This window comes from Coprococcus sp. TM115-187, assembly GCF_027679115.1.
Lineage (GTDB): Bacteria > Bacillota > Clostridia > Lachnospirales > Lachnospiraceae > Allocoprococcus > Allocoprococcus comes.
The window spans coordinates 23237-49777 of record NZ_JAQEKS010000021.1; the positions used below are offsets into that span (position 1 = coordinate 23237).

At 37.8% G+C, this 26541-nt stretch carries 22 protein-coding genes and 6 pseudogenes; 10 read left to right on the forward strand and 18 right to left on the reverse strand.

The genetic code is table 11. The features are described from left to right. Positions 1–93: 93 nt before the first annotated feature. The 12 genes and pseudogenes from PGW42_RS12255 to PGW42_RS16280 form a co-directional block, all read right to left on the reverse strand. Complete coding sequence (locus PGW42_RS12255; RefSeq protein ID WP_270204002.1) at positions 94–1155, reverse strand: Fic family protein; 1062 nt, start codon at positions 1153–1155, stop codon at positions 94–96. A gap of 111 nt (positions 1156–1266) precedes the next feature. Continuing rightward, positions 1267–1425, reverse strand: a complete 159-nt coding sequence (locus PGW42_RS12260) for a hypothetical protein (RefSeq protein WP_270204001.1) — start codon at positions 1423–1425, stop codon at positions 1267–1269. Positions 1426–1758: 333 nt separating this feature from the next. Further along, positions 1759–2124, reverse strand: a pseudogene (locus tag PGW42_RS12265) (transposase); the annotation flags it as partial. Positions 2125–2484: 360 nt separating this feature from the next. After that, positions 2485–2937, reverse strand: coding sequence for a VOC family protein (locus tag PGW42_RS12270; RefSeq protein WP_270204025.1), 453 nt, complete (start codon positions 2935–2937; stop codon positions 2485–2487). Positions 2938–2999: 62 nt separating this feature from the next. Continuing rightward, positions 3000–3332 carry a DUF3784 domain-containing protein gene (locus PGW42_RS12275; protein WP_270204031.1) on the reverse strand — a complete coding sequence of 111 codons (333 nt, stop codon included), beginning with the start codon at positions 3330–3332 and terminating at the stop codon, positions 3000–3002. A 265-nt stretch (positions 3333–3597) separates the two neighbouring features. Then, positions 3598–4629 carry a LacI family DNA-binding transcriptional regulator gene (locus PGW42_RS12280; RefSeq protein ID WP_270204026.1) on the reverse strand — a complete coding sequence of 344 codons (1032 nt, stop codon included), beginning with the start codon at positions 4627–4629 and terminating at the stop codon, positions 3598–3600. Positions 4630–4643: 14 nt separating this feature from the next. After that, positions 4644–6239 carry a sodium:solute symporter family transporter gene (locus tag PGW42_RS12285; RefSeq protein WP_270204027.1) on the reverse strand — a complete coding sequence of 532 codons (1596 nt, stop codon included), beginning with the start codon at positions 6237–6239 and terminating at the stop codon, positions 4644–4646. A gap of 22 nt (positions 6240–6261) precedes the next feature. After that, on the reverse strand, positions 6262–7515 hold the full coding sequence (locus PGW42_RS12290; RefSeq protein WP_270204028.1) for an MFS transporter: 1254 nt from the start codon (positions 7513–7515) through the stop codon (positions 6262–6264). Between the two features lie 2 nt (positions 7516–7517). Next, positions 7518–8675 carry an ester cyclase gene (locus PGW42_RS12295; RefSeq protein WP_330677049.1) on the reverse strand — a complete coding sequence of 386 codons (1158 nt, stop codon included), beginning with the start codon at positions 8673–8675 and terminating at the stop codon, positions 7518–7520. A 32-nt stretch (positions 8676–8707) separates the two neighbouring features. Beyond that, entirely contained in the window at positions 8708–9715 is a 1008-nt protein-coding gene (locus PGW42_RS12300) for a nuclear transport factor 2 family protein (RefSeq protein WP_270204029.1), read from the reverse strand. A 533-nt stretch (positions 9716–10248) separates the two neighbouring features. Continuing rightward, positions 10249–10347, reverse strand: a pseudogene (locus PGW42_RS16170) (cytidylate kinase-like family protein); the annotation flags it as partial. Between the two features lie 25 nt (positions 10348–10372). Next, positions 10373–10528 (reverse strand): annotated as a pseudogene (locus PGW42_RS16280) (IS30 family transposase); the annotation flags it as partial. Here PGW42_RS16280 and PGW42_RS12310 point away from each other — a divergent pair. From PGW42_RS12310 to PGW42_RS12325, 4 genes and pseudogenes are all read left to right on the forward strand, one after another. Continuing rightward, positions 10529–10729 (forward strand): annotated as a pseudogene (locus tag PGW42_RS12310) (conjugal transfer protein); the annotation flags it as partial. 118 nt (positions 10730–10847) lie between these two features. Continuing rightward, positions 10848–11330, forward strand: a complete 483-nt coding sequence (locus PGW42_RS12315) for an SMI1/KNR4 family protein (RefSeq protein ID WP_187306740.1) — start codon at positions 10848–10850, stop codon at positions 11328–11330. A 35-nt stretch (positions 11331–11365) separates the two neighbouring features. Next, positions 11366–11932, forward strand: coding sequence for an immunity protein YezG family protein (locus tag PGW42_RS12320; protein ID WP_119196260.1), 567 nt, complete (start codon positions 11366–11368; stop codon positions 11930–11932). Further along, a complete protein-coding gene (locus PGW42_RS12325) occupies positions 11932–12321 on the forward strand; it encodes a hypothetical protein (RefSeq protein WP_005334921.1) in 390 nt (129 codons plus the stop codon). The genes PGW42_RS12320 and PGW42_RS12325 overlap by 1 nt, the downstream gene beginning before the upstream one ends. Before the next feature lie 59 nt (positions 12322–12380). On the opposite strand, the gene PGW42_RS12330 is transcribed toward PGW42_RS12325, so the two are convergent. Beyond that, positions 12381–12710: a winged helix-turn-helix transcriptional regulator gene (locus PGW42_RS12330; protein WP_117559297.1), complete on the reverse strand. Its 330-nt coding sequence runs from the start codon at positions 12708–12710 to the stop codon at positions 12381–12383. A gap of 174 nt (positions 12711–12884) precedes the next feature. On the opposite strand from PGW42_RS12330, the pseudogene PGW42_RS12335 reads away from it, so the two are divergent. Then, positions 12885–13809, forward strand: a pseudogene (locus PGW42_RS12335) (radical SAM protein). Positions 13810–14017: 208 nt separating this feature from the next. On the opposite strand, the gene PGW42_RS12340 reads toward PGW42_RS12335, so the two are convergent. From PGW42_RS12340 to PGW42_RS12350, 3 genes are all read right to left on the reverse strand, one after another. Continuing rightward, on the reverse strand, positions 14018–14449 hold the full coding sequence (locus PGW42_RS12340) for a helix-turn-helix domain-containing protein (RefSeq protein WP_117559299.1): 432 nt from the start codon (positions 14447–14449) through the stop codon (positions 14018–14020). A 285-nt stretch (positions 14450–14734) separates the two neighbouring features. Beyond that, positions 14735–17128, reverse strand: a complete 2394-nt coding sequence (locus PGW42_RS12345; protein WP_117559301.1) for a glycoside hydrolase family 2 TIM barrel-domain containing protein — start codon at positions 17126–17128, stop codon at positions 14735–14737. 10 nt (positions 17129–17138) lie between these two features. After that, positions 17139–18515: an MFS transporter gene (locus PGW42_RS12350; RefSeq protein WP_117559303.1), complete on the reverse strand. Its 1377-nt coding sequence runs from the start codon at positions 18513–18515 to the stop codon at positions 17139–17141. 248 nt (positions 18516–18763) lie between these two features. On the opposite strand from PGW42_RS12350, the gene PGW42_RS12355 reads away from it, so the two are divergent. From PGW42_RS12355 to tnpC, 5 genes are all read left to right on the forward strand, one after another. Then, positions 18764–19822, forward strand: a complete 1059-nt coding sequence (locus tag PGW42_RS12355; RefSeq protein ID WP_117559305.1) for an AraC family transcriptional regulator — start codon at positions 18764–18766, stop codon at positions 19820–19822. A gap of 214 nt (positions 19823–20036) precedes the next feature. After that, on the forward strand, positions 20037–21245 hold the full coding sequence (locus PGW42_RS12360; protein ID WP_117559307.1) for a metal-dependent hydrolase family protein: 1209 nt from the start codon (positions 20037–20039) through the stop codon (positions 21243–21245). A 132-nt stretch (positions 21246–21377) separates the two neighbouring features. Further along, on the forward strand, positions 21378–21794 hold the full coding sequence (gene tnpA / locus PGW42_RS12365) for an IS66 family insertion sequence element accessory protein TnpA (RefSeq protein WP_117989149.1): 417 nt from the start codon (positions 21378–21380) through the stop codon (positions 21792–21794). Next, on the forward strand, positions 21788–22126 hold the full coding sequence (tnpB, locus tag PGW42_RS12370; RefSeq protein WP_024852967.1) for an IS66 family insertion sequence element accessory protein TnpB: 339 nt from the start codon (positions 21788–21790) through the stop codon (positions 22124–22126). Before tnpA ends, tnpB begins: the two co-directional genes overlap by 7 nt. 144 nt (positions 22127–22270) lie before the next feature. Next, entirely contained in the window at positions 22271–23908 is a 1638-nt protein-coding gene (tnpC, locus tag PGW42_RS12375; RefSeq protein ID WP_270204030.1) for an IS66 family transposase, read from the forward strand. A gap of 511 nt (positions 23909–24419) precedes the next feature. On the opposite strand, the pseudogene PGW42_RS12380 reads toward tnpC, so the two are convergent. Then, positions 24420–24650 (reverse strand): annotated as a pseudogene (locus PGW42_RS12380) (sigma-70 family RNA polymerase sigma factor); the annotation flags it as partial. A gap of 599 nt (positions 24651–25249) precedes the next feature. Then, on the reverse strand, positions 25250–26470 hold the full coding sequence (gene tet(40) / locus PGW42_RS12385; RefSeq protein ID WP_118442957.1) for a tetracycline efflux MFS transporter Tet(40): 1221 nt from the start codon (positions 26468–26470) through the stop codon (positions 25250–25252). Positions 26471–26541: the final 71 nt, after the last annotated feature.

Sequence of the window (26541 nt, forward strand, 5' to 3'; positions counted from 1 at the left end):
CATCGCATCCTGACGAATTACAGGCCGTAAAAGAAGAACATGCTTCTTATCGAAATTAAAAGCAAAACAAGTAATTTATTTGAAAATAATTTTTCAAATACGGACATAACCGGTGGATGGACCTGCACCGACCTTTGCGATATACCCACTTTTAACTAAATCCGTCAGTGTTCTTTCAACGGTAACCTTACTTATGTCAGGGCATAGTTCCATAATTTCCTTCTTCGTTATCTTACCGACCTTATTATCAATCACCGCCTTAATTCTATCCGGCTTGGAAAGATTATGATACTTCAAATGTTCTACACGGTTTTCAAATTCATTGTATGCTTTCAGCATAATACCTAAATAATACTTAACAAAAGGCTCATAACTGTTTTCATCCTCATGCCAACCGACAGAACTTACTTGAAGAGCTTCATAATATGTTTCTTTCGTTTTTTCAATCAGCATTTCCATGCTGACATACTTTCCAACGATATATCCAGCCTTATAGAACAACAATAAAGTCAACAGACGGCTCATTCTACCATTTCCATCATTGAAAGGATGAATACACAGAAAATCTAGAATGAACATGGGAATTAAAATCAGTTTATCAATGAGATTTGCTTCCCATGCTTCAAGAAAATGAGCGCAAAGTTCGTCTATTGTTTCTGCAGCCTGAAAAGCTGGAACTGGAATAAAACGAGCTTTCTGGTGTCCCTCGGCATCGGTTTCTGCAATTACATTGTCTGAATTCTTATAGGTACCACCGATGTTTCCTTGGGAATAAGAATATAAATCACGATGTAACTGTAAAATAATGTCTGGTCTTGGAGTGATATATTCATAACTTTCGTGAATCGTAGCCAGCACTTCACGGTAGCCGGCAATTTCCTGTTCAGACCGATTACGTGGCTCTGCTTTCTGACTTACCAGTTCTTCCAAACGTTTATCACTTGTAAATATACCTTCAATTCGGTTAGATGCTCCCGTACTTTGAATTAAAGCAACTTCCAGAAGTGTTTTCAGTTCATCTATGTTTGTTTCCAGAAATAATTCCTGTTTACCTTTATGCTCATGAATGCTGCCAACCATCTGAACAATTTCAGGTGTCAGCAACTTCGCAGGATTTGTAATATAATCAAAATTTTTCATTGAAATTTCCTTCATTTTGAATTTATCTCCATCATTTTAATGCTAAATGATGGAGATTTCAATAGATTTGATGGAGATAAATTCTCCATATGCACAATAAATATACTCATTTGGATATAGAATTTATTACTTCATCGTCTTTGCCAGCGAATTGAGCAACGCCTGCATCTCTGGATTTGCCAATACTTTTGCCAGAAGTTCCGGATCGACTTCATCAGCAACAGTATTATTATTATTTTCCTGCTGATTCCTAAGATTTCCTGTAACTCTTGAACTGTATAACATCTTTTTCTGACATTTCTTTATCCTCTGTTCTTTAACTTTATTTCATTTTTAATTCAACAAACTGTTAAGGAAACAATTGGAGTTGGTGTAAACGAAAAAGCAGTCTTGCGGTTTTATCAAACTGCCCTTTCGTTTACATCAATTTCGATTTTTCCTTGGTGAGCAAAGTCGCGTCCCTTTAGCCGATAGCTATGGGGATTCAATCGTTGCTCTTTTCCTTAAGTTTATCATACCGGATGTTTTGGTAAAAGTTTTTTTATTCAAGAAATCAATTTCAGGCATGACAAACAAACCTCCTATGCGGAAGTCATTTATTCTATGCAATTGTAGATTTTAACATCTCATATGTGCACGAAAAGAAGAACTGTATTTATCTTTGCGGGGTGATACCATATTCCCTCCGCAAGAAGAACATTTGCATACATCGATGTGATATAAAACCCTTATCATTTCTACTGCATTTAGATTTTTTAATGTAGAAATGTATTTCTTACATCCTAGCAGGTTTCTGCAGTGAGTTATCTTTTTTCTCTTGTTTCTACATGATAGCAGACCATAGTGCCGGATTCTGACAAATCGTTTGGGAGGAACATGCATCATGAATCGACGGATGAATTCTTCTCCTGAAATTGTTTTCTCTTTCCAGCAGCCTTCGTTTTTATAGTCTTTTACTACATATGTAACTGTCGTATCTGTCATGGATGCATGAATCGTGGAATCCTTGAGATTCCGTTTATTTGCAGCAGATCGAATCTGATTAAAAATTTCTTCGTACATAATAAAATCCTCCATGTGAAATCAGTAGTTAATGAAAACCCTGCTTACATGGAGGCGCATTAGCATAATAAAACCGCTTGTCAGAAAAGCGGTCAAATGGTATTCTTTTCATAGGCAGTGGTGTCTTTCTGTATTGAATTGTTTTGTGTGGTAACTTTACAATATCAAATACTGGTAAGAATTGCCATTGCCTATTTTATTATTGAGAAAAAAGAAAGCTGCGCCACAGCCTTGGCAGGCCATCGCGCAGCGATTTTGTTCAACTTGAAGTTGTATATTGTTTTACAAAGGTTGCATCATTTCAAGTATAATTCCATCAGGATCCTTAAAGTAAAATGCTTTGCTTTTACCAAATCCTTGTGAACTAAAATCAAAATACTGTGGTTCAGACAGGCACTCCACATGATTTTCGATAAGGGCTTTGTAGACAGAATCAATGTCATCCGTATAAAAGCATACTTCCGAGATAGATGTCGTAAACAAGTCTGATTGTTCTTTGTGGATTTTGCTGTCTACAAACTGGATCAATTCAACAGGTGGTGTTTCAATATTCTCAGAACCATTCAAATAAGCAACCCTTGCCTTACAATTTTTCTTTTGAAACATTTTATCTGTCTCTTCGCCAACCATCATGATTTCTCCTTGATATTTAAGTCCAAGTATATCTCTATAAAATGCAATTGATTTGTCTAAATCTGAAACCGTCAATCCTACATGATATATTCTTCCAACCATTTACTATTCCTCCTTAACAAACGATAAATCCCGAATTGTTAAAGTCCACAAGTCGAAAATTGTCACCTTCTACATATTGTATTTCCCAAGACAATAATTATCACAACATCAGCTAAAATAATACCCAATGCAATATACACAAAAAATGCCGGTAAAATATTTTCAAACACTCCCATAATTAATAGAAGAATTGCTATAATAGACATTCCAATTCCCATTGTTCTGCATAGCTTTTTTTCATTATATTTTGCCTTTTCTTCTTTTGAAGCTGTATTATATCCGGAAATTAACCAACTTCCATGTCCAGAAATCAAAACTATGGAAAGTATAGCAAATATTATAAATCCAACATATACTACCCAGTCTGGTCCAGTTGATAAGTCTACCATTTTCATTTGTATAACATCTCCCACCAAATCTCGATTTCTATTTTTGTTTCCATAGCATGATGTATTCTTTTTCACCAGTAGCTTCATCCAAAACTTCACATTGAATGATTTTGAACAGGTACTTGCTATTTTGCGTTTACATGCAATTTTATAACTGGTTATATATAAAGCAAGGGCGAAAAGCTGATTTTATTCAAGCCTCTCACCTATTCTTATCATAGAAGATCTTATTTACAGACTTTTCTTCATAGTTTTCTGTTCGATAATTGGTTCAGTTATTCTTTCCAGAAGATTTTCGTATCATGAGTCTTGGTTCAATCATCTGAATACGATTTTTTGATTTTCCATCTTTTAATAATACATCCACCATATGTACTACCTCTTCAATCATATCTTGTATAGGTTGTTGTACAGTTGTCAGACTATATGCTTCCCAAGATGCCATATCAATATTATCATATCCTATAACAGAAAGCTCTTCTGGTATTTTTATTCCCAACTTAAATCTGGCAGCATCCATGACACCCATAGCAATCAAATCACTCGTGCAAAAGATTGCTGTTGGCGGATTGTCTTTATGAAGCATTCTGACTCCAGCTTCATAACCTGCCTGATAATCATATTCTGACTTTTCCTCTTGAATCTGATATATTTGATGCTGTCTCAGTTTAGAATAAAAACCTACTTTCTTCTCTACTTCTTCGCTTGTTTCTCTTGTAAACTGAATATAACCGATATTTCTATGTCCATTTTTGTACAAATAATCTGCAACCAAACCAGAACCATATATAGGATCAACATATACGGTATTAATATCTGTTCCCGGAATAAAACGATTAAAAAGTACTACTGGGATATCGTTACCTATAATTGTTTCAGCCATAACCTTTGTCATAGCAGAAGCAGTAATCACAACCGCGTCAACTTGAAATTGTATGACTCTCTCTATAATCTGATCGATTTGATCTTGGCGTGGCACTTTAAATACTAGGCATTGTTTTCCGATATCTTGTAATTTCTTTACAAAACTATTTATAATTGCATTATAAAACGGTCCCAAACTATCCCCGACAACAAGACCCACTATGTTCGTTCTTCCACTAATCATACCTCTTGCCACTAGATTAGGACGATATCCCAATTCTTTTGCCACAGACAAAACACGCTCTTTTACAAGCGGTTTCACTGTACATCCTTGTGGTGAATTAAATACTCTTGACACGGTAGATTGCGAAACTCCCGCTTGTTTTGCAACATCTTTAGAAGTTATCGATTTATTCAATAGATTTTTTGTGTCAGCCATATAAAAACCTCTTTCTAATACTGTATCATTGCCAAAAATACATATTGTCCCAGAAAGAGCAAAAGTACAATCAGCTCATGTATTCCAAATGTAAATGGGGCGATGGATGTTGTACCATCTTTACTGCTTTTATTTTCCTGTAGGATTTTCTTACGTATTCCCCAAACTGTATAATCCTTTTTATCATCATTATCTTTCTCTTTAAAAACCAGACTTAGAAAATATCCAAACGTGGTAGTTATTATAGCACCAACTGCCGGATTCCACAACCAATTCAAATGATATTTTACCGCAATCATATATCCTGATACCAGACCTATAATAAAACCACTTGCCACACCTTTATCACTTGCACGATATGTAAACATTGCCAAAATAAAGGCACCTGTAGCTGGACCTGCAAAATAAGATATATAACTTCCAACTACATCCAACACAGATTTTACTGTTCCATTAAATCCTATCAGAACAACAAAAATCATAATAATTCCGATACTGGCCGAAATAATCATGGACACCTTCAAAGATGCATCTTCTTTCTTGCGCATTAAAGGTTCATAAATATCCTTTGTGAATACTGCCGTCATACTATTTAACAAACTATCTATGCTCGACATTGCCGCCGCGAATACTCCGGCAATGATTAGTCCAATTGCGCCCACAGGCATTTCATTTAGAATAAATGAAATCATGATTTCATTTGATGTTTCAAACGTTCTTCCCTGGTAAAATACAAACAGAATTACACCTACTAACAACATGATATAGTACACAACATTCATAACAATAGCACTTACAACAAAAGAATTCTTTGCCTGCTTTAAAGACTTAGACGTTAAAACCCTCTGTACTTGTGCCTGGTCGAAGCAAAAATAACGTATCCACATGAATGCTCCGCCTATCAAGGTTGCCCAAAATGTATTTTCAAGTGTAAGATTTGTATTAAAATCAAGTGTATCTAGTTTTCCGGCCTCTTGTGCAATCGCCAAAGTATCAAAAAATCCCAAACCAATTCCGTTTAACGCATTGTTGATTACTAAAAAAACTGCTCCAACAACTACAATCATCTGAATACTGTCCGTCCAAATAACTGCTTTGATTCCTCCCATAAGTGTATAAACTATAGCTATCACAACTACAACTGGAACCAATATTTTTACAGACCATCCAGTCATCATTTTCAATATCAAAACCGGTATGTATACCATAGAACTAATTTGAATAATTGAATTGATAAAAAATTGCATAATTGTCAGAATTCTGGAGTATCTTCCCAAACGCTTTTCCATATATTGATATACCGAAGTTACTTCCATTCTGTAAATAACTGGAGTTGTTACGCTTAACGCAAATAATACCGCTAAAGGGACTGCTATATTAACCATAACCGGATACATTCCTGAGTTGTATGCCCATCCTGGTCCTCCAATGAATCCGTTTGCACTAATCATAGTGGCCGCGATAGATAATGCAACAGGAATCCAGGGCATCGATCTTCCGGCGAGAAAATAATCTTCTTGATTAGCATTCCCTTTTCCTGAAAAATATCCAATGATTAACATCAATATAAAATAGCCAATAATAATTCCAATATCTATCGCTGACCCCATAATTCACCTTATCCTTTCCAAGCTATTCTTGAACTTTATTCAGTGTTTCAGGTAACACCAACCAAACAATCGATCCAGCAATGAATACCGCCATTGCAATATAGAAAATAATCATCATTCCCATGTTACCTGACGCTGCTCCTGCAATAGCCGGCACTGCAAAGGTAGAAATGATTCTTCCACCATTAAAGGACATGCCTGCCGATAATGCCCGATATTTGCTTGGGAATAACTCTGTATAATATGCACCCCATGCTCCTGAATATCCGACTGCAAATCCAATTAAGACGGATACCATATAGAATGATGTTACATTATCGACACCAAGTTTTGTATAAACGAATACAAATACTGCACTGGCTGCCATACCAATGAATGGTATTTTTCTTCCAAATTTATCTGCGATTATTCCCCAGACAAAATATCCCAATAATTGGCCTAATCCCTGCAAACTAAAAATAGAACCTGCAACTGCAGCTGTCATGCCGATACTTGTTACCAAATATGTCGTAGCATTATTTGAGAATGCTGAGTATGCTGTAAAGTTTGCTCCCGAAAGTATAATTGTTCCAAGACCAATCCACAAGTATTTCCCTTTATACATACTAAGATAATTAATCTTTTCTCCACTTTCTTTTCCTTGCTCAAACATCTTTTGTGCATATTCGGAATCATCCGGCACAAAAATAACTGCTAATATAGCACCAATAATCGGTGGAATAATTACTGTATACATCAATGTTTTCCAATTGGCATCGCCTAATACTCCATATACTTTTCCTCCAAACATCATAGCAAGAGAATATAATGCAGTTAATGTTGCAGCCAATTTCCCTCTATATTTTCCAGGAAACATATCAGCAACTAACGGCATTGCACATCCAAATACTCCTCCTAATACTACACCTGTACAGAATCTCGCGGATTTCCACAGCATCACACTTGTTGGTGAAAGCATCGGAATAAATGTAGTCAATGCAATCAAAAGTGCAATAGAAATTAATGTCTTTTTCTTACCAATTCTAGTCGAAATCATACCAAACAAAAATGTTCCGGGTATTGTTCCGAATGACATTACCGCAAAAATTTCTTCTGACTGTTTTAATGTAAATCCAAAACCGCCTGCACTAATATCTCCAATCATCGTTGGCTTGATAAATGTACCTACCATAAAATTATAGCAATAGAAAAAGTAAATAATAGCTATTGCCAAAAAAGCAAGCATTTTTTTTGTCATGGAATCATCTTTTCCTAAGATAATATCATCCTTTTCCATTTTTACTCTTCCTCCTTAATTCCCATATATTTTTGTTTTAATACATCTAAACCGTCAAAGGTGATCCACTCTTCACGAACCTTATTATTGACTACATGATAATGGTTAATTCCCATTATTTCAAGGTGTTTTCCTGATGGCTGCCCAAAGAAACCAATACCTTCATTGATTCCCCTTAATCGCCATCTAACCGCTACGTCATATCCGTCATTATTAGGTCTATCTGTACAGGTTACTCTCTCCACCTCATAACTTCCATTTGGTACTGATGATAATAAACTGATGATCATTCCCTGAATCTCATCGTATCCATTCAAATCCTTGTCACAAATAAAATGTACAACAGCATTATCATAGTAATATTTTTTTACTTCATTTATATATTTATAATTGTAAATATGACTGAGCATTTCTAGCATCATCTCACCTACAGAATCATCCTTCGCATTATACTTTTCTGGCATGAACTGTCCTTCCATAGATTCGCATAAACCATATGTATTCTGTAAGTAATTCATTTTCTGATTGGCCGTCTTAGCCATATTTCGAGCTAACTCCTCCGGATTTATTCCCAATTGTGTTACAATCCAAAGGTTATCTCTTACAAGCCATTCCTCATGAATTCTATTATTTGTCACAGCACAATCAATAACTGTTCGGAAATTGATCTTATTACCTGTTGCCGGCCCAAAATTACTGTCTCCAAGATTAGTTGCTGTCGAAAGAACTCGATGAGACGATAAAAATCCTTCTTTTCCATAATTCGACCAAATAACATTCTGTCCAATCAATCTTCTGTCTGGGAATGCATGTAGTGTCTGTAATGTATTGGCAATTACATCTTTGATACCTACTAGATTTGAAGATCCCAAATGCATTGTAATATTATTATGATAAGTGTCATAGATAACTCCAATGCCTTTTTCTTCCCAAATTTGATGCGTGATTTTTAAAATATAATCTACAAAATCTCTATATTGCGGATCAAATCCTGGTAATTTCTGTAATCGATTTTCTTGTTTTGAAAAATCATTATAATCAAATGTTCCTACAGCTACTACCTCAGAGCCTTTTCCATAAAATATTTTATTTGATTCTTCCATCACTTTTCCTTTTGTTTCCATTGCTTTTACTTCCTGTACTTTGTTTTCTTCCTTCATTTTACATTCTCCCGCTAGAATACGTATTCATTTTATGCATTATAAATATTTTTTGTTCTCTCCAAAATATCCAGTCCTTGCTGCTTTAACCAGTAAGGAATATCAATCAGAACCCAGTTCTCAGAAAGTTTATCTCCCTCTCTGCAATAAACGTCGACAACCTGCATATCTGCTCTTACCTCTCCACCCGGCATACCCAGGAAACCACCGATTGGTCTGTTTGTAAGGTTCGGCCATCCGAAGAAACAAGCAAAATTTCCCTCTGCAAATCTACATACATGTCCATTAAATGTCTTATCTTTCAGGTTATTCCTAAACGGTAATTGATGCTGCTCTTGGTATCTGGTAATTGTATATGATGCTCCAATTCCTCCAGGTCCATACCAGATCATATTCTTAGCCCAAGATTTTTCCAATACTTCAGGAGGGCATCCCATTGCTCCGCTTTTGTTCAACTCATCTAAATCATCGACCATTTTATTCACCAAGGCTAAAGTCTTAATTCCCTCTTCCTCCGCTACATCTTCAAATAATAATCCATTGTGATTTCTCGGTCCCGGATAAACAAAATAATTTCCCGTCTGCGGAGGCATTGGATTTACACCAGCCTGTTGCATAAATCCAATAATATCAACAAATAAGCCTGTCTTAATAATTTTACCTTTCTCTACACAATTAAACTCTGCATATCTTAAACTTATCATTTTTCTTGTGTGCGGAATTCCTAACCAATCCTTATCAAACAGCCCCATGAAATGTCCCATGCTCATAATCCATGTGCTACCATCAATTTCATTCTTGCCTCCAATAAAGATATCCTGCCTTCTCTGCATAGATGATAGTGCTTCTTTTAACGGAATAAAAAATACTTCTGCAGCATTATCAACTCCTTCTTGTTCACGAAACGGATATACACCTTTAAAATTATAATCCTGTGGCATATATTTTCTCATGACATTTTTCAATTCTTCTGGCGAAGCATTTTCCATATCAGAAAAATACTTTCTTACTAAATCCTTTTCTTTTTTAAAACTCATCATTATGAACTCCTTTCTCTTTTTGAATACGTATTCATTTCATACTCTAAGATTAACATATGGGCAGAAAAATGTCTACATATACATCATACACATATTTAACAATAATTTTTATTATGATTTGTGCAGTATGACTAAAAAAATCAGCATATTAATTATTAAGACTTAAATTATTGATATATAATCTGTTCTTTCGATATTCACTTCTTAAAGGGCAAATCAGAATACCTATTCAGTTTGTTTTCTACTGCATGCACGTTCTGCAACTAATTTTCTTTTCAATTTATACTGGGTTGATACTGTGAACTGTTGTGATATAACATAGTTGTCAGATACCAATTTCTCGGAGCAATTTCCAAATGACTCAAAACTGATTTATAATTCTATCTGTAACTACGAATCTATTTTTCAAATCATCAACATTGTAATACTGTAACTTATCCACCATATCAGTTCATTATAAAAATCTTAGATTTTTGTCTTGACAACTGAGCCACTATATATACTTTATTTTTTTCAAAAATGTAAGCAAATTTTTATTTTGCACACTCTATAATTATTGCTTCACATCGGTCATATCCAAGCTGAGAGCTGTTCAAACACAGTGTATAATTACTCGCTTTTCCCCATTTCTGTCTGTATAATCAATGCTATCTAAAAGTATATTCTCTGCCCCTGTTCAATAAGAGGAGTAATAATCCGATCTTTTTGGTGTAATTGTTTCTTGGACATGTTGATTCTAGCACGGGAATCAGTTAGTAATTCTCGATACTTTCTATCTGCAAATCTGGCATCATAGAGATACTTATGAGCGATTATGTCAAAGACGGCGTGCTTGCTCCTGTATCTGGCGATTATGTATTTTCAGAACTGGTAAATCCTGTCTTTACCAAAGATGGCGATAATCTCAAAGTTAGCGTGTCCGTAAAATATCTGGATAACAAGTCGAAAATGACGCAAATCTCACAGTATGACCTTGTGCTTCATAAGGACGATAACTGGAAGATTGTAGAATAAATATTACAGCAGAATAGTATGGTAATTTGTTGTTTTCTCTATACTATTCTGCATTTTGTTGTGATATAGTATGAATTAAGAGAGATACAAACATGCTGTTATGGAGGTAGTCATAATTATGGGATTGTTTGATAAATTCAAGAAAAAAGAGGACGTACAGCAAATAAAAACAGACGAACAAAGAGAACTTGAAAATATAGTCCAACAAAATCATGCTATATTTGATAATGCCTTTTTGGGAAAAAGAGCTACCGATAAGGAAATAGTTCAAGCAGAGCAACAATTAGGAGTAAAAATTCCTGCACCTTTTGTATGGTTTTTAAAAGAATTTGGTAGTGGTGGCTATTGGTTTGATTTCATTGGCTACACTAAAAACGGAAAAGCACAATTTGTTGAAGAAACTCTTAATCAGAGAGAAAATGGGTTGCCGGAAAACTTCTTGGTTATTGAAGATTGTGATGAATTTTATCATTGCTTGGATACTTCTAATGGGAAGATTACTTCATGGAGTCAATATGATAATGACGGTGTAATATATCGTTTTGATAACTTCTATGATTTTTTTAGAGATAATCTGGAAAATGCGATAGAAAATTTTTAATCTAATCTTACTACACAAAATCGGAGGAATTTATAATGGGACTTTTTGATAAATTTAAGAAAAAGAATCTTAAATCTACACCCGAAGAAATAAAGAAAATAGAAGAACCAAAGACAGACGATAGGATTGAGCTTACGTTAGATAATTTATACAGTGAATTAGCAAATACTATTATATCTACACTTCCTATGGAATGGGAAGTATTTCATTATCTGGGAGAAGTAGAATCAAATAAAAATAGCTGGTCGTCCGTATTTTTTGTAAAAGGGATTTATGAAGAAAAATATATAAAATGTTTTGATTTATCTTCATTTAATGACCAATGTAGTAATGAAATGGATTCTGTTTTACTTAGAATATATGATTGTTTTGTTCAAAATAATCTTAAAATTTGGGAACAAATGTGTCTTTCGGTTCACAACACAGGAGATTTTAAGGTAAACTTTAATTACGATGTAATGGCAAAATCAGAGTATGGACAAGTAGAAAGGGAAATTATCTGGGCTTACGAAACTTTTGGAGCAAAGCCTGAAAATAGTCCGTTTTTAACAAATATTTTTAACAGGTATTTAGAGCAGAAAATAGAGAAAGAGGACTCATAATGGAATTGAATATAAATTCTCCTGCATATTTTACAAATTATTATGGTGTAGATGATGAGGTATATAGCTATTGTCAGAATCTGCATAATTTCTTTAAAACAAAAGAATACAGTGAAACTTTAACTATAATTGGAATAACACCTATTGTTGCTCCAAAAGAAATATATAATCAAGGATTATGGAAAGAAAAAGTTCAAATTATATCTTTAGGGACTTGTGCAATAATTGATATTAGAATGGATTTTGAAAGCTATTATAATGCGGATAGTAAAGAAAAAATTGAGTTAATTAAACAAATGTTAATTAAGGCAATTAAAAAGGTAAAATCAAAAGGAAAGTTTAATTGGGAACAATTTAGAGAAGATTTGTTAAATTATAAGGGAATTTAAAAATTACCTCAATTTGTTTTTGATAAAATAGAAAATTTTGAATTTTTAGTATCCGCTTTTTACACAGACAGATTCGCATCTCCCCAATCCTTCATATAGTCAAGAACAGATAAAAAACTTTCTCCCAGTTCTGTCAATGAATACTCCACACGTGGAGGAACCTCACAAAAATCGTGGCGAAGGATAAAACCGTCTGCCTCTAATTCTCGGAGTTGCTTTGTAAGGGAACTTTCCGTTATTTCTCCGATCTGGCGGCGAAGCTGACCAAACCTCCGGACATCACATTTTCCGATATACCAAAGAATTTCAATTTTATATTTTCCTCCCAGTAATTTCTGCACGGTGGAAATTGTTTTGCACCGATTGATTGCGGATTCAGATTTTCTCATTCTTTTCATCTCCTTCTCTGTCATTATATCCAATTTCACGCCCAAAAAAAGGTACTATAAAAAAGTACCGTACTTTTATTTTCGCTGTGCTTTTCTATAATGTTGTTAACGGGAAAGTCATGTGTAGGTTTGCCCGTTACCTGCACATAATCATTGCAACAGGAGGTATTTACCATGCACTATACAGGAACCATCTGGCGTCCACCCTACGAGGCAGATTCACTGCTTTTAGAAGTGCACACATCACAAGTGCAAATTTTGCACGCTGTACAGTGACCTGCCCTTCAAATTCAGGATGACACCCATAAAGGATATCGAAAGCGACTTATTGGAGGTACAGGTCTTACGCAATAATCCTGCTTCCATAATAACAAACAAACTACATGGATTGCCACGTCCAAAGCCGATACAAAGAGTTTTCCTAACTGGGGCAAACCCATTCGTTCTCAAAACAGACAAACTCCTTGAAATTGCAGCACTCATCCGAAAGTATCTGCCATCTGTCGAATCAATCGGCTGTTTTGCCCGTATTACAGATTCAAAGAATAAGACGGATGAAGAATTGCTGCAACTCCGGCAGGTAGGATATAACAGACTGACGATTGGAGTAGAAACCGGAGATGATGCGGCGTTGTCCTTCATGCGAAAAGGTTATACTTCGCAAGATATTCTAACCCAATGCAAAAGGTTGGAGCAGGCGGGCATTGAGTACGGCTTCTTCTATCTGACCAGCATTTCTGGTAAAGGAAATGGAGAAACCGGTGCGATAGCCTCAGCAGAAATTTTCAATCAGCTACATCCTTTTCTGATCGGGCCGAATATGCTGACAATCTACCCGGAATCAGAACTGTATCAGGAAATACAAAACGGAAACTGGGAAGCAGAAGATGAAATTGAAAAATATCGGGAACTCCGTGTCCTTGTGGAGAATTTGAATATTTCAACCTATTTTGCCGCCATGGGAGCTTCCAACGCCTTTCAACTTCAGGGACTTTTGCCGGAGGACAAAGAAAAATTACTGAAGACACTCGATAGAATTATTTCGGAAGCCGATGAAACTGAACTGCTACACTACAGAAAAAATCTCCCTCATTTATAAGCAAACCTGTTTGTGAATACACCCTGTAGCAATATAAATACACTATGGGGTGTATTCTTGTATTCATGCAACGCCCGATTTACCAGCCAAACGCCGATTTTTCAACATCATCACTGGAATTTGCATACCACTTAATATTCCTTAATTAATCACCAGGACCACACCATCAAAAATGATATAATAATTCCGCCTACCGCAAAAACAGGAATCATAGGAAGTAAAACCTTAACATGAAACCATTTCTGATGATACTCTTTTTCCATATCATCCGTTCTGCCATATAGACCTCCTGTTTCGGATTGTAATCCTTAAGCGCTCTATTGGCATTATACATCCTGATCCAGTTTCTTAAAAGACCGGAAGGGATATCATATTTTATTCCTAAATCAATGGAAGAGCCGTCACCTCTTATATATTCCTCAACCACTTTCATTTTAAATTCTTTTGAATAAGAACCATTTCGTATTTTTCTTGAAAAACCGGCAAGTCCATGTTTGTTATAAATCAAGACCCAGTCCTGAATAGTTCTTGAAGATATACATAGTTCTCCACATATCTGTGTTCTGGATTTATTTCCTTCAAGATAATCTATAACAGCCTGTTCTTTTTCTTCTGGTGTAAACTTTGCTTTTCTGGACATGAGAAATACCCCCAAAGTAACAGATTTTTATATTTAATCTGTCTACTTTAGAGGTATCATATCAACAGCAGGTGGTTTATTTGTTTTTCAAAGTTTCGTTTTTCGGATCAACGAAAAACTTCACAATGCAAAACAGGGCCTTGCCCTAACAAATAAAAGAGACAAGATGCTGATCTTGTCCCTTATCATTTATTGTTTCTTTATTCTGATATTGAAAAATTCTTTGAGCCCTTTCGGAAAATTCAAACTCATATGTTTATTAATGCTCCCAGATAAATCTACCGCTCAGAATGTTTTTTTCAGAGTTTCCGTTCCATCTGTTTCGGCCTTCACTATTATCTTTCCTCTTCCGACAGGCCGCACTGCCAGCTGCGCCCTTCCGTAAAATGTGGTATATTCACCTTGTGTGAAATTTTCCGTACTGGTCATAAGTGCACTTCCAAATCCTTGAAGGACTCCTTCTCCCTCCACACTCACTGTGATCTTTCTGTCACAGTCAGTCTTTAATACACCGTTTCTATCTGTAAGGCACACTTCAAAGAACCTGATGTCTCCCCACTCTCCATTTTCTTCACAGATACGGAGCTCCAATTCATCTGAAGCTGTTTCGACACGATATTTCCCGAATTCTTTACCTTCTGCATATAGGATTGCTTCAATATATCCAGGTTGATAGATTGTTTCAAACACAGTAACTCCTGCAAGATCTTTACCTTCTGTTACCTTTCTTACAGGCTTTCGTCCTACACTCTTGCCATTTATGATCAATTCTGCTTCTTCACCGACCCCATACACTTCTACACGAACCGGTTCTCCTTCATGACCTCTCCAGCTCCAACTTGAGACTACATCTGGCCAGGACCAAGGGGTTTTTATAGCTTTTTCTGCCTCACATTTCATATTATACACAGCAAGATAAGGATCTGTCCTGTGTCCGATCATACATTCACGATAATAACTCTGGGGACGGCGATATCCGGTTATATCAAAATCTCCGCAATTTGCTGTTTTATAGGGGAAAACTTCATAAATATCCCCGCTTCGATTAACGGTTCCCCGGTTCCGCCCAATTCCCGGTTCTCCAAGATAATCCCAGGAGGTCCAGGAGAAATCTCCCAGAATAGCAGGGTATTTTTTTACAAGTTCCCAGTTTTTAGCAATATCTTTTGGAAATGTCTCGCTGCCCACGCAGATCCAATCCGTAAAGTTCTCCATATCCAGTAACTGTTTATCCTCCGCATAATTATAACCGACAATATCAAGGATACCACTTGTTTCTTTCGTTGATTCTATCACCGGTTCCGCACACTGCATTTCATTTATCTTATCCATAAAATCAAAGATCACCGTATTGATATCAACTTCTTTTTTCTTCTCCGGTATAGCTGACGGACCTGGTTTTACTGTCAACATGGAATTAATACCTGCTGTAATAAAGCGTGTGGAGTCAAGCAGACGAAATGCATTAGCAAGCTCTCTGCAAATAACTTTCCCATCCAGACGACCCAGTTCACGTATCTCATTTCCGATGGAATACATAACAACACTCGGATGATTAAAACACAGATTTACCAGTGCTTCTGCGGACTGCTTCCAGTCTGTCTCAAAATTCTCACTGAAATCATTTTCCGATTTTCTGTAGTTCCACATATCTGTAAGTTCCGCCATCACCAGCATGCCGTATCTGTCACATGCTGACATGAGTTCCTCACTCATTGGATTATGAGAGCAGCGGACTGCGTTATATCCGGCTTCTTTAAGCATTCGGATTTTTCTGTATTCCGCTTCTTTATACACAGCGCTTCCCAGGATTCCATTATCATGGTGGATACACCCTCCATACATACACACGGTCTTTCCATTGACACAAAATCCTTTTTTTCTGCTGAGGGAAATCATACGGATCCCGGTTTCTGTCTGCACCTCTTCTATCGTTTCTTCTTTCAACAGCTTTACCGTACATCTGTAAATATGAGGATCATCCGGACTCCATAATTTCGGATCATCAACATAAATCCTCCACGATACACGGGTCGTCTCTCTATCTTTTAATGTAACTGCTCTTTTGCTGACAGCCGCGATGTTTCCATTTCCGTCTCGCAGTTCCACCATGGCTTCCACCTCATGAGTGAGCATATCTTCATTACAAATATATAGCTCTGTCTCAAGAACCGCTTCTTCCTCATTGGCAGATATGGTGCTAAACCTTACTTTTCCCGGGCAGAAATGAATCTTTCCTCCCCTGAGTAGATAAACGTTCCTGTATATTCCTGCTCCTGTATACCAACGGGAATCACATGATGAGTCCGCTTCCACCGTGATCAGATTTGTCTCTCCATATTTCAGTAATGCATGAACTTCTATTATAAAACGGTCATAACCGCACCTGTTCCCCCCGGCATAAACTCCGTTGACATATACTCTGGAATTCTTATATATTCCATCGAACTGAAGAGCGATATACTCTCCTTTCCACTCTGACTGTATATAAATCTCTTTTGAATATAGAAGATGTACATTTGGATAAAATCCTTTTTTTCTATCGCCATCTTCTGAACAGTCCAGTCCTATCATCGCATCATGCGGAAGAGTGATCATTTGCCCAGGTATGTCTGCCGCCTTATTCCCAATTGTTTTATATTTAAAGTACCAATCTGAATTAAGCAATATTTTCTTCATTTTGATTTCCCTACTTTTTCCCTAATTCTCTCATTCTTTTATTTTCCTTTTCTACATTCAGGAAAACCAGCACAAGCAATGTCACCACCGAAGGAATCACAACCGCCAGGATATATCCATAATTAATAACGCTCACTGTAAAAGCCGACTGTGCCTCTGTAGTTCCATTAAACTTTGCAAATTCGAGTAAAATCCCTGTCACTGCTGTTCCAAATCCAGTACCCACTTTCAATCCTACAGAAGAACAGGAATACATCATTCCCGTCACACGTTTTCCGAACTTCAGTGCAGAATAGTCATCAGCAGCAGCAATAAGAGCATTCACTCCGCCTCGCATTGGTGCAGTTCCAGCTGACTTCCCTACAAGACCGATAACAATTGCTATGAAACAGAATTCTGTATTCCCGCCGATGAGCGCCAGAATACCTCCTGCGATTCCAAATACTGCTCCCCAGATTGAAACCCTGCGAATGCCAAATTTTTCTGTAAGCTGGGGTACAAAAAGAAGAATGATCATTGCCGGGATCATACCAACCATGCTCAATGTTCCCAGCAATCCGGCATTGTTCAGTTTATATGTTGTATAATAGATACCAAGACCACTTGTTACTCCACTTGCTAGATACATAACGAGATACCAAACCAGGAGCATAATAAAATATTTATTTTTAAAAAGGAGCATAACCGACTCTATAAATCCGATCTTATTCTCTTTTTCCGTTTCATTTCCACTTTCCATCAGTTCACTGTCTGATAATTCTTTTACCGCTAAAACAGGAATAAAAAGAAAAACAAAACAGATCAAAGAATAGATCAATGACACGATCGTCCATCCGTGCTGTCCCCCGCCAAAATACTCTACCAGGTCAGATGTAAATGTACCGATCAAAATAACAGCCAATCCCGCAAAAATATAACGGTAACTTCCCAATTGGACACGTTCTTTTTGATTTTTTGTTACGAGTGCAGTTAAAGAGGAGTATGCAATATTGCTCATCGTGTAAAATACAACTCCCATAAGTGTATAGGCGATAAATATATACACATACTGCGTGTTCTTTGTAAAACCAGACGGTACGTTAAACAGCAAAAAGGTAAAAAAAGCTACCGGGAAAGCGCTGAGTGCATACCAGAATCTCGCCTTTCCCATTTTACTCTTTGTCCGATCGATAATCCTCCCCATTATAACATCTGATACTCCATCCAAAAATTTAGAAAGCATCATGATAACGCCGATCACTCCTGAGCGTATTCCTAAAGTATTCGTACAATAGATCATAATAAATGATGCCACAAAGGTCCAACAATAATTAGATCCAAGATCCCCGACTCCGTATCCCACCTTCTGGATAAAGGTTAAATATTTTTTTTCTGACGTATTTTCCATTCCTCTTTTCCACCTTTCTCATAAAATTTGTTAAAATATAGTTTCCGGAAACATATGATAAATGTCAATTTAATATTACTTTTTTCTCCGAAATATCCAATAATAAAAACAGGACACAACCACCACTTTATATCAAAAACGCGCCAAAATACTGCAAAGTACTTTCATACAGATCTCATTCTATAGTATAATAAGCCTAACACAAGAATGGAAATTCGATCAGTCCACCAGAAGGGAGTTCAGAATACATGCACAATACCACTAGTTATCAAAATATGTATCCAGGTCCTCAAAATGCATTCGATATTTATTATTCTGACAGTTCCATATCAGCTCTATATGAGCTAAAATCCCCCTATCTGCTGATAAAAGAAGTATTTGACTATGACAGTGATCTCTTTAAGACATATGCAGAGGCTCCTCACTATTTTTACCAGAATGAGCATGTGCTCTCAGAAACTATTAAAAATTTTTCCCGACGACATCAACACAACTTTTTTGAGATCATGTTTGTAATGAGGGGAAGTACAGAACAAAAGATCGAGGACCAAAAATACCTCTATCATGAAGGACAGTGCTGTCTACTGGATCATTCGGTCCGTCATCGTGAATTACCTTTCCAAAATACTACTCTATACTTTTTAATGCTTTCAGATGATTTTGTTTCTAAATTAATGGCAAATGATCTTTCCATTAACAAGGAAGGGGTCCTCAGCCAAAGACAAAATAAAATATATGACTTTTTTCGAAGATCATTAAACAATCGAGAGAAACAATACCTTGATTTTTATCCAAAAGTTCCTGTTGACAGGATCACTCCTGCACTGGAAGATCTCTTTGACCGATTATCGGAAGAAAACCAGCATTTTTCTTTCGGAAGTTATGCCGCAGTGCAAGGTATGATATCTAAAATTTTAGGGATAATGCTTGATTACTCTCTCTATACTTCACGTAAAATATCCGTGGACAATAGTAAAGATGAATATTTATTTATACAGATCCAAAGGCTTCTGGAATCCCACCGCGGTAAGATCAGCCGTCAGGAAATCTCGGATATCCTTCATTACAGTGACAGTTATCTGAATAAAATCGTCAACCGTTCTGTGGGAATGAGTTTGCTTGAATACCGAAAATTTTTTATGATCAAAGAAGCTGCACGCCTGCTTTCCTGCACTGACAAAACAATCTCGGAGATCATTGATGATCTGGGATTCTCAGGGCACACCTATTTTAATAGCTTTTTTAAAAAACAATACGGTGTTACGCCTGCCCAATATCGGAAAAACAGCCAGCTACGATCAAAATGAGGATCCTTTTTTCGTTAATTGGAACAGATCAACTAAATATCCTATTTTATTTTTTATGAAGAGTATTGTATTGATAATTGTGTTTATTTATTGAAGTTTTGAAAATATTAGATTTCGTATTCAAAGCTCTAGTTGGTGGTTTTACAACTGTTACAATTGCTTCAGTTGTTTTTGCAGGTATTATTGTACCTATGATTTTTTAGGAGGTAGAGAGATGAAGAAAATAATAAAATGTGGTCAGCTATTTACAGCAGAGGATGAAAGTGTTCAACACAATATGTGTATTGTGATAGAGGATAATATAATTATAGATGTTATCAAAGAAAATTTGTGCAAGGATGAAGGTGAAGTTATTGATTTAACAGATAAGTTTATAATGCCCGGATTAATTGACGCCCATGTACATGTATGTTTAGATGGTTCACCCACAGTAGATCCTATGTATCATAAACTTCCAGAAGAAGTTACAATCAGTGCTATGTTAGAGGCTAAAAAGGATCTTATGGCTGGATTTACTACTATAAGAGATGAAGGTGGAGTTAATTTTTCTGATATAGCAGTTAAGAAGGCTATTGATAATAAACTCATAAAAGGACCAAGAATGTTTGTTTCGGGTCCGGCCCTAACTTCTATAGGTGGACATGGTGATAGTCATTTTAGTCCCCAAATTTTGAATGCATCTTTGGGAATTGTTGTGAATGGAGCGGATGAGGCAAGAAATGCTGCCAGATTAAATTTAAAGTATGGAGCAGATCAAATAAAACTTTTTGCAACTGGAGGTGTTATGTCATTCGGAGATGAGCCAGGTGCAGCAGAATTAACATTTGACGAAATGAAGGCGGCATTAGAGATTGCTAATTTAAAGGGAAGAATTTCATCAGCACATGCACATGGAGCAGAAGGAATCAAAAATGCTATCAAGGCAGGCGTAACATCTATTGAACATGGAATGCTCATAGATGAGGAAGCAATGGAGATGATGGTAGAACATGGTGTATATTTAATTCCTACAATAATTGCGGCAGAACGAATTATTGAATTTGGGAAAAAAGGTGCACTTCCAAAATGGATGGCCGAAAAGGCGGAGGAATGTTTAAAAAATCATGGAAAGCATATTAAAAGAATGATTGATATGGGAGTTAAGATTGGATTTGGCTCAGATGCTGGATGTGCATTCGACAATCATGGTGATCAGGGTTTTGAGTTTGAGTTAATGACAAGGTATGGATTTTCTCCAGCTGGTGCACTACTTTCTGCAACAAAGGTAAATTCTGAACTTCTAAAACTACAGAACCAGATTGGAACAATTCAACCGGGAAAATTGGCAGATATTGTTGGATTTGATAAAAATCCATTGGAAGATATTTCTGTTATGACAGAGTGTTCATTTGTTATGAAAGATGGAGAAGTTTACAAATCATGAAATAATATAGTAAGCGCTTAGTTTTTGGGTAACTAGATATTCGCCCTTTTCTAACTCATAATAATAGAAGATAGATTTTTACTCCACTTCTTTGATAGAAAGTAGAAATTTACTACATTTGGAGGTTTCATTATGAGTGATAAACGTGCACCAAGGCGTTCCTTGGATGATTGGATGGAGCTGGTAACTGAATGCAGGCAAAGTGGATTAACAGACGCTGCATGGTGTGAAGCACAAGGTATTTCTCCAAGTTGCTTCTATAATGCCGTTTCCCGTCTGCGCAAAAGAGCCTGTCAGATACCAGATCCGATTGGCAAAGCCAGCACTCTTGATCTTACATCCCACAAACAGGATGTCGTTCAGATTGCTATAGAACCGGAACTTTCTCCGGCAGAACTGTTTCAAGATGAAAGAAGCAGTTCTATGTACCTTGACAATTCACATACGATTGAGATTGAAGCAAAAGGATTAACAATCCGTATGAGCAATACTGTTCAGCCTATGCTTCTAAAAATTTTAATGGATGCATTAAAGGAGCCATTATGTTAGCGGACATTTCCAATGTCGATGCAATCTATATCGTTTGTGGCAGAACAGATATGCGTAAATCTATCGATGGATTATGCGCAATTATTCAGGAGCAGTTCTCTATGGAAATCGACCATTCGCTCTATCTATTCTGTGGACGCAAATGCGACAGGATTAAAGCTATCTTAAAAGAGCCTGACGGAATTGTTATGATCTACAAAAGACTCACCGCCCAAGGCTCTTACCGGTGGCCCCGGGATAAATCAGAAGTCCGGAATCTCACTTGGAGAGAGTTCGACTGGCTGATGTCAGGCATCGATATCGAGCAGCCAAAAGCTATTAAAACCACTTAAACTGTACGGCAAAAAAATACACATAAAAGCACTGGATTTCCTTGAAAATTCAGCGTTTTTCAAGCCTCTTATTGACCCGTTTTCCTAGGAGTTTTCCATGATTTCTGGTATAATAAAAGTATCAAAAACCGGGAGGGAAACGCAGTGGCAGACAGTTCTAAAGACCTTCAACTCCGTGAGTTGAAAGACATGATCAACGATCTGAAAAAAATGATAAAAACACTTCAGGCAACTGTAGATGCCGCTAACAAACGGGAAGAGGCTCTTACTCAGGAACGGGATAATTTAAAGGAAGAAGTGGATCTGCTTCGCAAAAAGCTTTTCGGTTCTTCCAGCGAAAAACGTTCCATGGATGTTCCGGGACAATTGAATTTATTTAATGAAGCCGAACTGGAACAGAATCCAACTATTGCAGAACCAGAAGCGTTGGAAAGTCTTTTGCCTGAGAAAGAGACAAAAAAGCGGAAATCCCGTGCAACTAACGCAGAACGGTTCAAAGGGATTCCAGTAGTCAAAAAATATCTGGATCTTCCGGATGCAGAAAAAGTCTGCCCTGTTTGCAACGCTCCTCTGGTAAAAATCGGTGAAGAATTCGTACGCCGCGAACTTTCCTTCGTACCGGCAAAGTTAAAAGTGATCGAAATATACAGCTTAAATTATATTTGCCCGGAATGTAATAACGATGACGTTACTGTTATCAAAAAGGGAAAAGACGGCCATGCACATATGCTTCACGGTATGGCTGCGGCAGATACTATCGCCTGGGTCATGTATCAGAAGTTTTGTAACAGTCTTCCTTATACCCGGCAGGAAAAAGACTGGGAACAGTACGGTGTTGCTATCACAAGAGCAACGATGGCAAACTGGGTAATCCGTAATACATTGGATTATTTCACCCCGATGTATGATTACTTCCACCGGCAACTCTTAAAAAGGGAATTCGCAATGGCAGATGAAACACCACTCCAGGTATTACACGAATCCGGTAGGCGTGCACAGACCAAATCTTACATGTGGTTATTCCGCAGCGGGGAAGATGGCGGATTCCCAATCATCCTTTATAAATATTCAGAAACCCGTGCCGGGAATAACGCAGTAGAATTCCTTGAGGGATTCAAGGGATATCTGATGTGTGATGGTTACAGTGGTTACAACAAAGTTCCTGATGCCAAACGGACAGCATGCTGGGCACACATCCGCAGATATCTGACAGATGCGATTCCGAAAGGAAAGCAACTGGATTATACACAGCCATCTGTTCAAGGCATGATGTATATCAACCAGCTTTTCCATTTGGAAGATGTCATTAAAGCGAAGTACTCATCCTTCGATGCTATCAAGAAAGCTCGTCTTGAGAAAGAAAAGCCGATAGTAGAAGGCTTTTTGTCGTGGCTTGATAAACAAAATCCAGTCCGTGGATCAAGGATGGATAAGGCAGTTACCTATATTCAGAATCGCCGATCCTATCTTATGACCTATTTGGAAGATGGTCACTGCAGTTTTTCTAATAATCTCAGTGAAAACGCTATTCGTCCGTTTACAGTAGGCCGGAAAAACTGGCTGTTCTGTGATACTCCAAACGGCGCCCAGGCCAGTGCTATCGTCTACACAATGGTAGAAATGGCGAAAGCAAATGGAGTAAACGTCTATCACTATCTAACCTATCTTCTGGAAAAACTCCCGAATGATAGGATGAGCGATGAAGAGTTAGATAGGCTTGCCTCATGGAACGAAGAAGTCAAAGCTGAAATCGAACGTCGTGCAAACGACTCAAGTCAATAATCAATCATATGTGAATTATCAAGGTGCTCCGGTTGCAGAAATGTGGCCGGGGATTTTTGTATCCATGTCTAAAATTTAAGCGCTTACATAATATAGAGTGATTTTAAAATAGCTATGATATTAGGGTACAGTAAACTGTGCTTTATGTCATAGCTATTTTATCAGCTTTCTATAATAGGCAGAAGTCCTTTTGACACTTCTGAAGTATACCTGATTTTAAATAATGTTTCTATATGGCAACTTTTCTACTTTATGTTTTTGTATTTCTCTCCCACATATTTCATGAAGTCTCTCATAATCATTTGAGTCCTTGCAAATTTTTTCAAACCATCCTTCTACTCCTCTATCTTTATTTCTAAAAAAAGGATGATTTTTATCCTTTTGCACATTATTCCAAATATATTCGAGGATATCGTCAAGTATTTTCTTTTCTCCATACCATCCACAAACCAAAGCAATATCTTTATATTCTTCAAATGATTTTCTTCTTGGATTACTTAAAAAGGACTTATAGCAGTCTATTCTTTGTATCTAATTTTTGCAGATAACGCCACCGTTCCTTGTCACGGTAGAAGTCTGTGTATTGCTCCCTCACGACTTCAAGCAGACAGCCTTGAATGGGGATAAACAGCTTGTCCATATAGGTCTGGTCGGATTCCCTGCAACGGCAGAACTCCGTGTAGGATAATTCCACATAGCCGCCACTTTCTCTGATATATACCTTTCTTGGTGCATATTTCACCATAAATACCTCCCATCTGAATTTTTGAAATGTAAAAAATCCAGATGGAGAGGCGGAGAACGACACCGCATATCAGAAACAGCCCTACGGCACTTTCCAACAAAAATCGACAAAAGAAAAACCGCAAAGGCTCTGTGACCTTTACGGTTATAGGAAATAGTAATTCTATTGTATGGAGATTGTACTTCTACTTTCAAGGTGAGAAGTACCGTTGCACTGGCAGAAATTTTTTTAACTGGTTTCCTGCCGTTCTCTGATATGCTATGTATTGATAAATTTTGCTTCGTATGAGCAGATAGATAACTGCCCGAAAAAAGGACATAAAAAAATCCCTCCAAATTTAAAAACAAATTCAGAGGGTAATTTAGGGTATAACAAAATAACCCACCCGAATATCGTTTTTTTTATTTGGTGAGTTTGTTCTTTCAAATACGAAACAAATGCTCATGTACGGTAAAGTATCACAAGAAAATTATGTCGAATTGACAGCCGCCTCCGCTATACCGAATAAGGAAATAAAGAGTCCTCAAATTTTGCGCTACTAAATGAAGACGAGCGGAAGTAATCTCCCGCTCGTCAGTAAACTTAACTATGCCATATCAATCCCGCTTCTTTCCCGCCACCGGCACTAAGAACAGCGCGGGCAACAGCAGGAAAGCGGTACAGACCAGCCCCCAGGGTATGGACACCTGCTGGGCTACCAGCCCCACAATAGGCCCGCCGATGATCTGCCCGAAAGAGTCCAGCTGTCCGCTGGTGGAAAAGACTGTGGCGCGCATTTTCTCATCCACTTGGTCGTTCATCCAGGCGGCCAGCACAGGCTCCTTGATGGTGCGCATAAGCCCCGCCAGCAGGAACACCAACAACATGAACCAAAAGCTCCGCCCCACCGCGAAGAGAACCAGGAACAGGATATACCCGGCGCTGGTGGACATGACCACACTGGTTCGGCTGACAGTCCCTTTTTTCTCCATGCGGGCGATGAGCAACTGAGAAGCCAGAATACCTAAGCCGCTGCCGATAAGACTGATAACACCGAACCAAGTGACGCTGTTCAGCGGCCCGATAACGGGTATTACCGTGTCATCCAGAAAATGAGCGGTGGAGAGCCGGTCAAAGCCTTCACTGGCAAGTCCCCCGCATAGTGTGATTGCTAAGAGCGCCAGCAACACAGGTGCGCCTTTCACAAAGCCCAGGTTGAGCTTGAACAGGCAGACAAAGTCTTTAAGCAAGCCCTGCCGTTCCTCAATAGCAGGGGAGAAGTTGGTTTCTGGCATGATGCGAACCATCACCAGCCCCAACAACAAGCACAAACTGCCCCCCAAGATGACAGGCATTTGCAGGTTTATGTTTCCCAGCAGTGTGCCCAGCACCACGCCCAGAACGCCGCCGATTTGCCCCATTTGACTGCCCCGCAGGAACACCTTGTCTATGGGTTTGTCCTCTTCCTCCGAGGCAATCCACGCCTCCAGAGCGCCGGTGATGAAGGTATCACCGCAACCCCAGACAACCTGGGCCAGCAGAACCGGCGCGAACCACGGTAGCGCACCCTCCATCAGAAAGCCCAGGCCGTAGAGGAACATTCCAATCAGCACCGAGCGCCGACGGCTATACAAATCCGCCACCACACCGGTGGGCATCTCGAACAGAAAGCAGGAGGTCTCCTGAACCGTCCCTACCAGGACAAGCTGGAAAGCATCCAGCTGCACCACCTCCAGGTGGTACACGATGGAAAGCACTGTGGACATAGAAACCGCCAGGGAACAGACAAATCGGAACAGCAGGTAGACAGAATATGCCTTTGAATTTTTAGCAAACATGAAGTTACATTCTCCTTTCAAATCTCATTTTATATGACTTTTGCAAGCTGTTAAGCTAACTTGTGGAACAT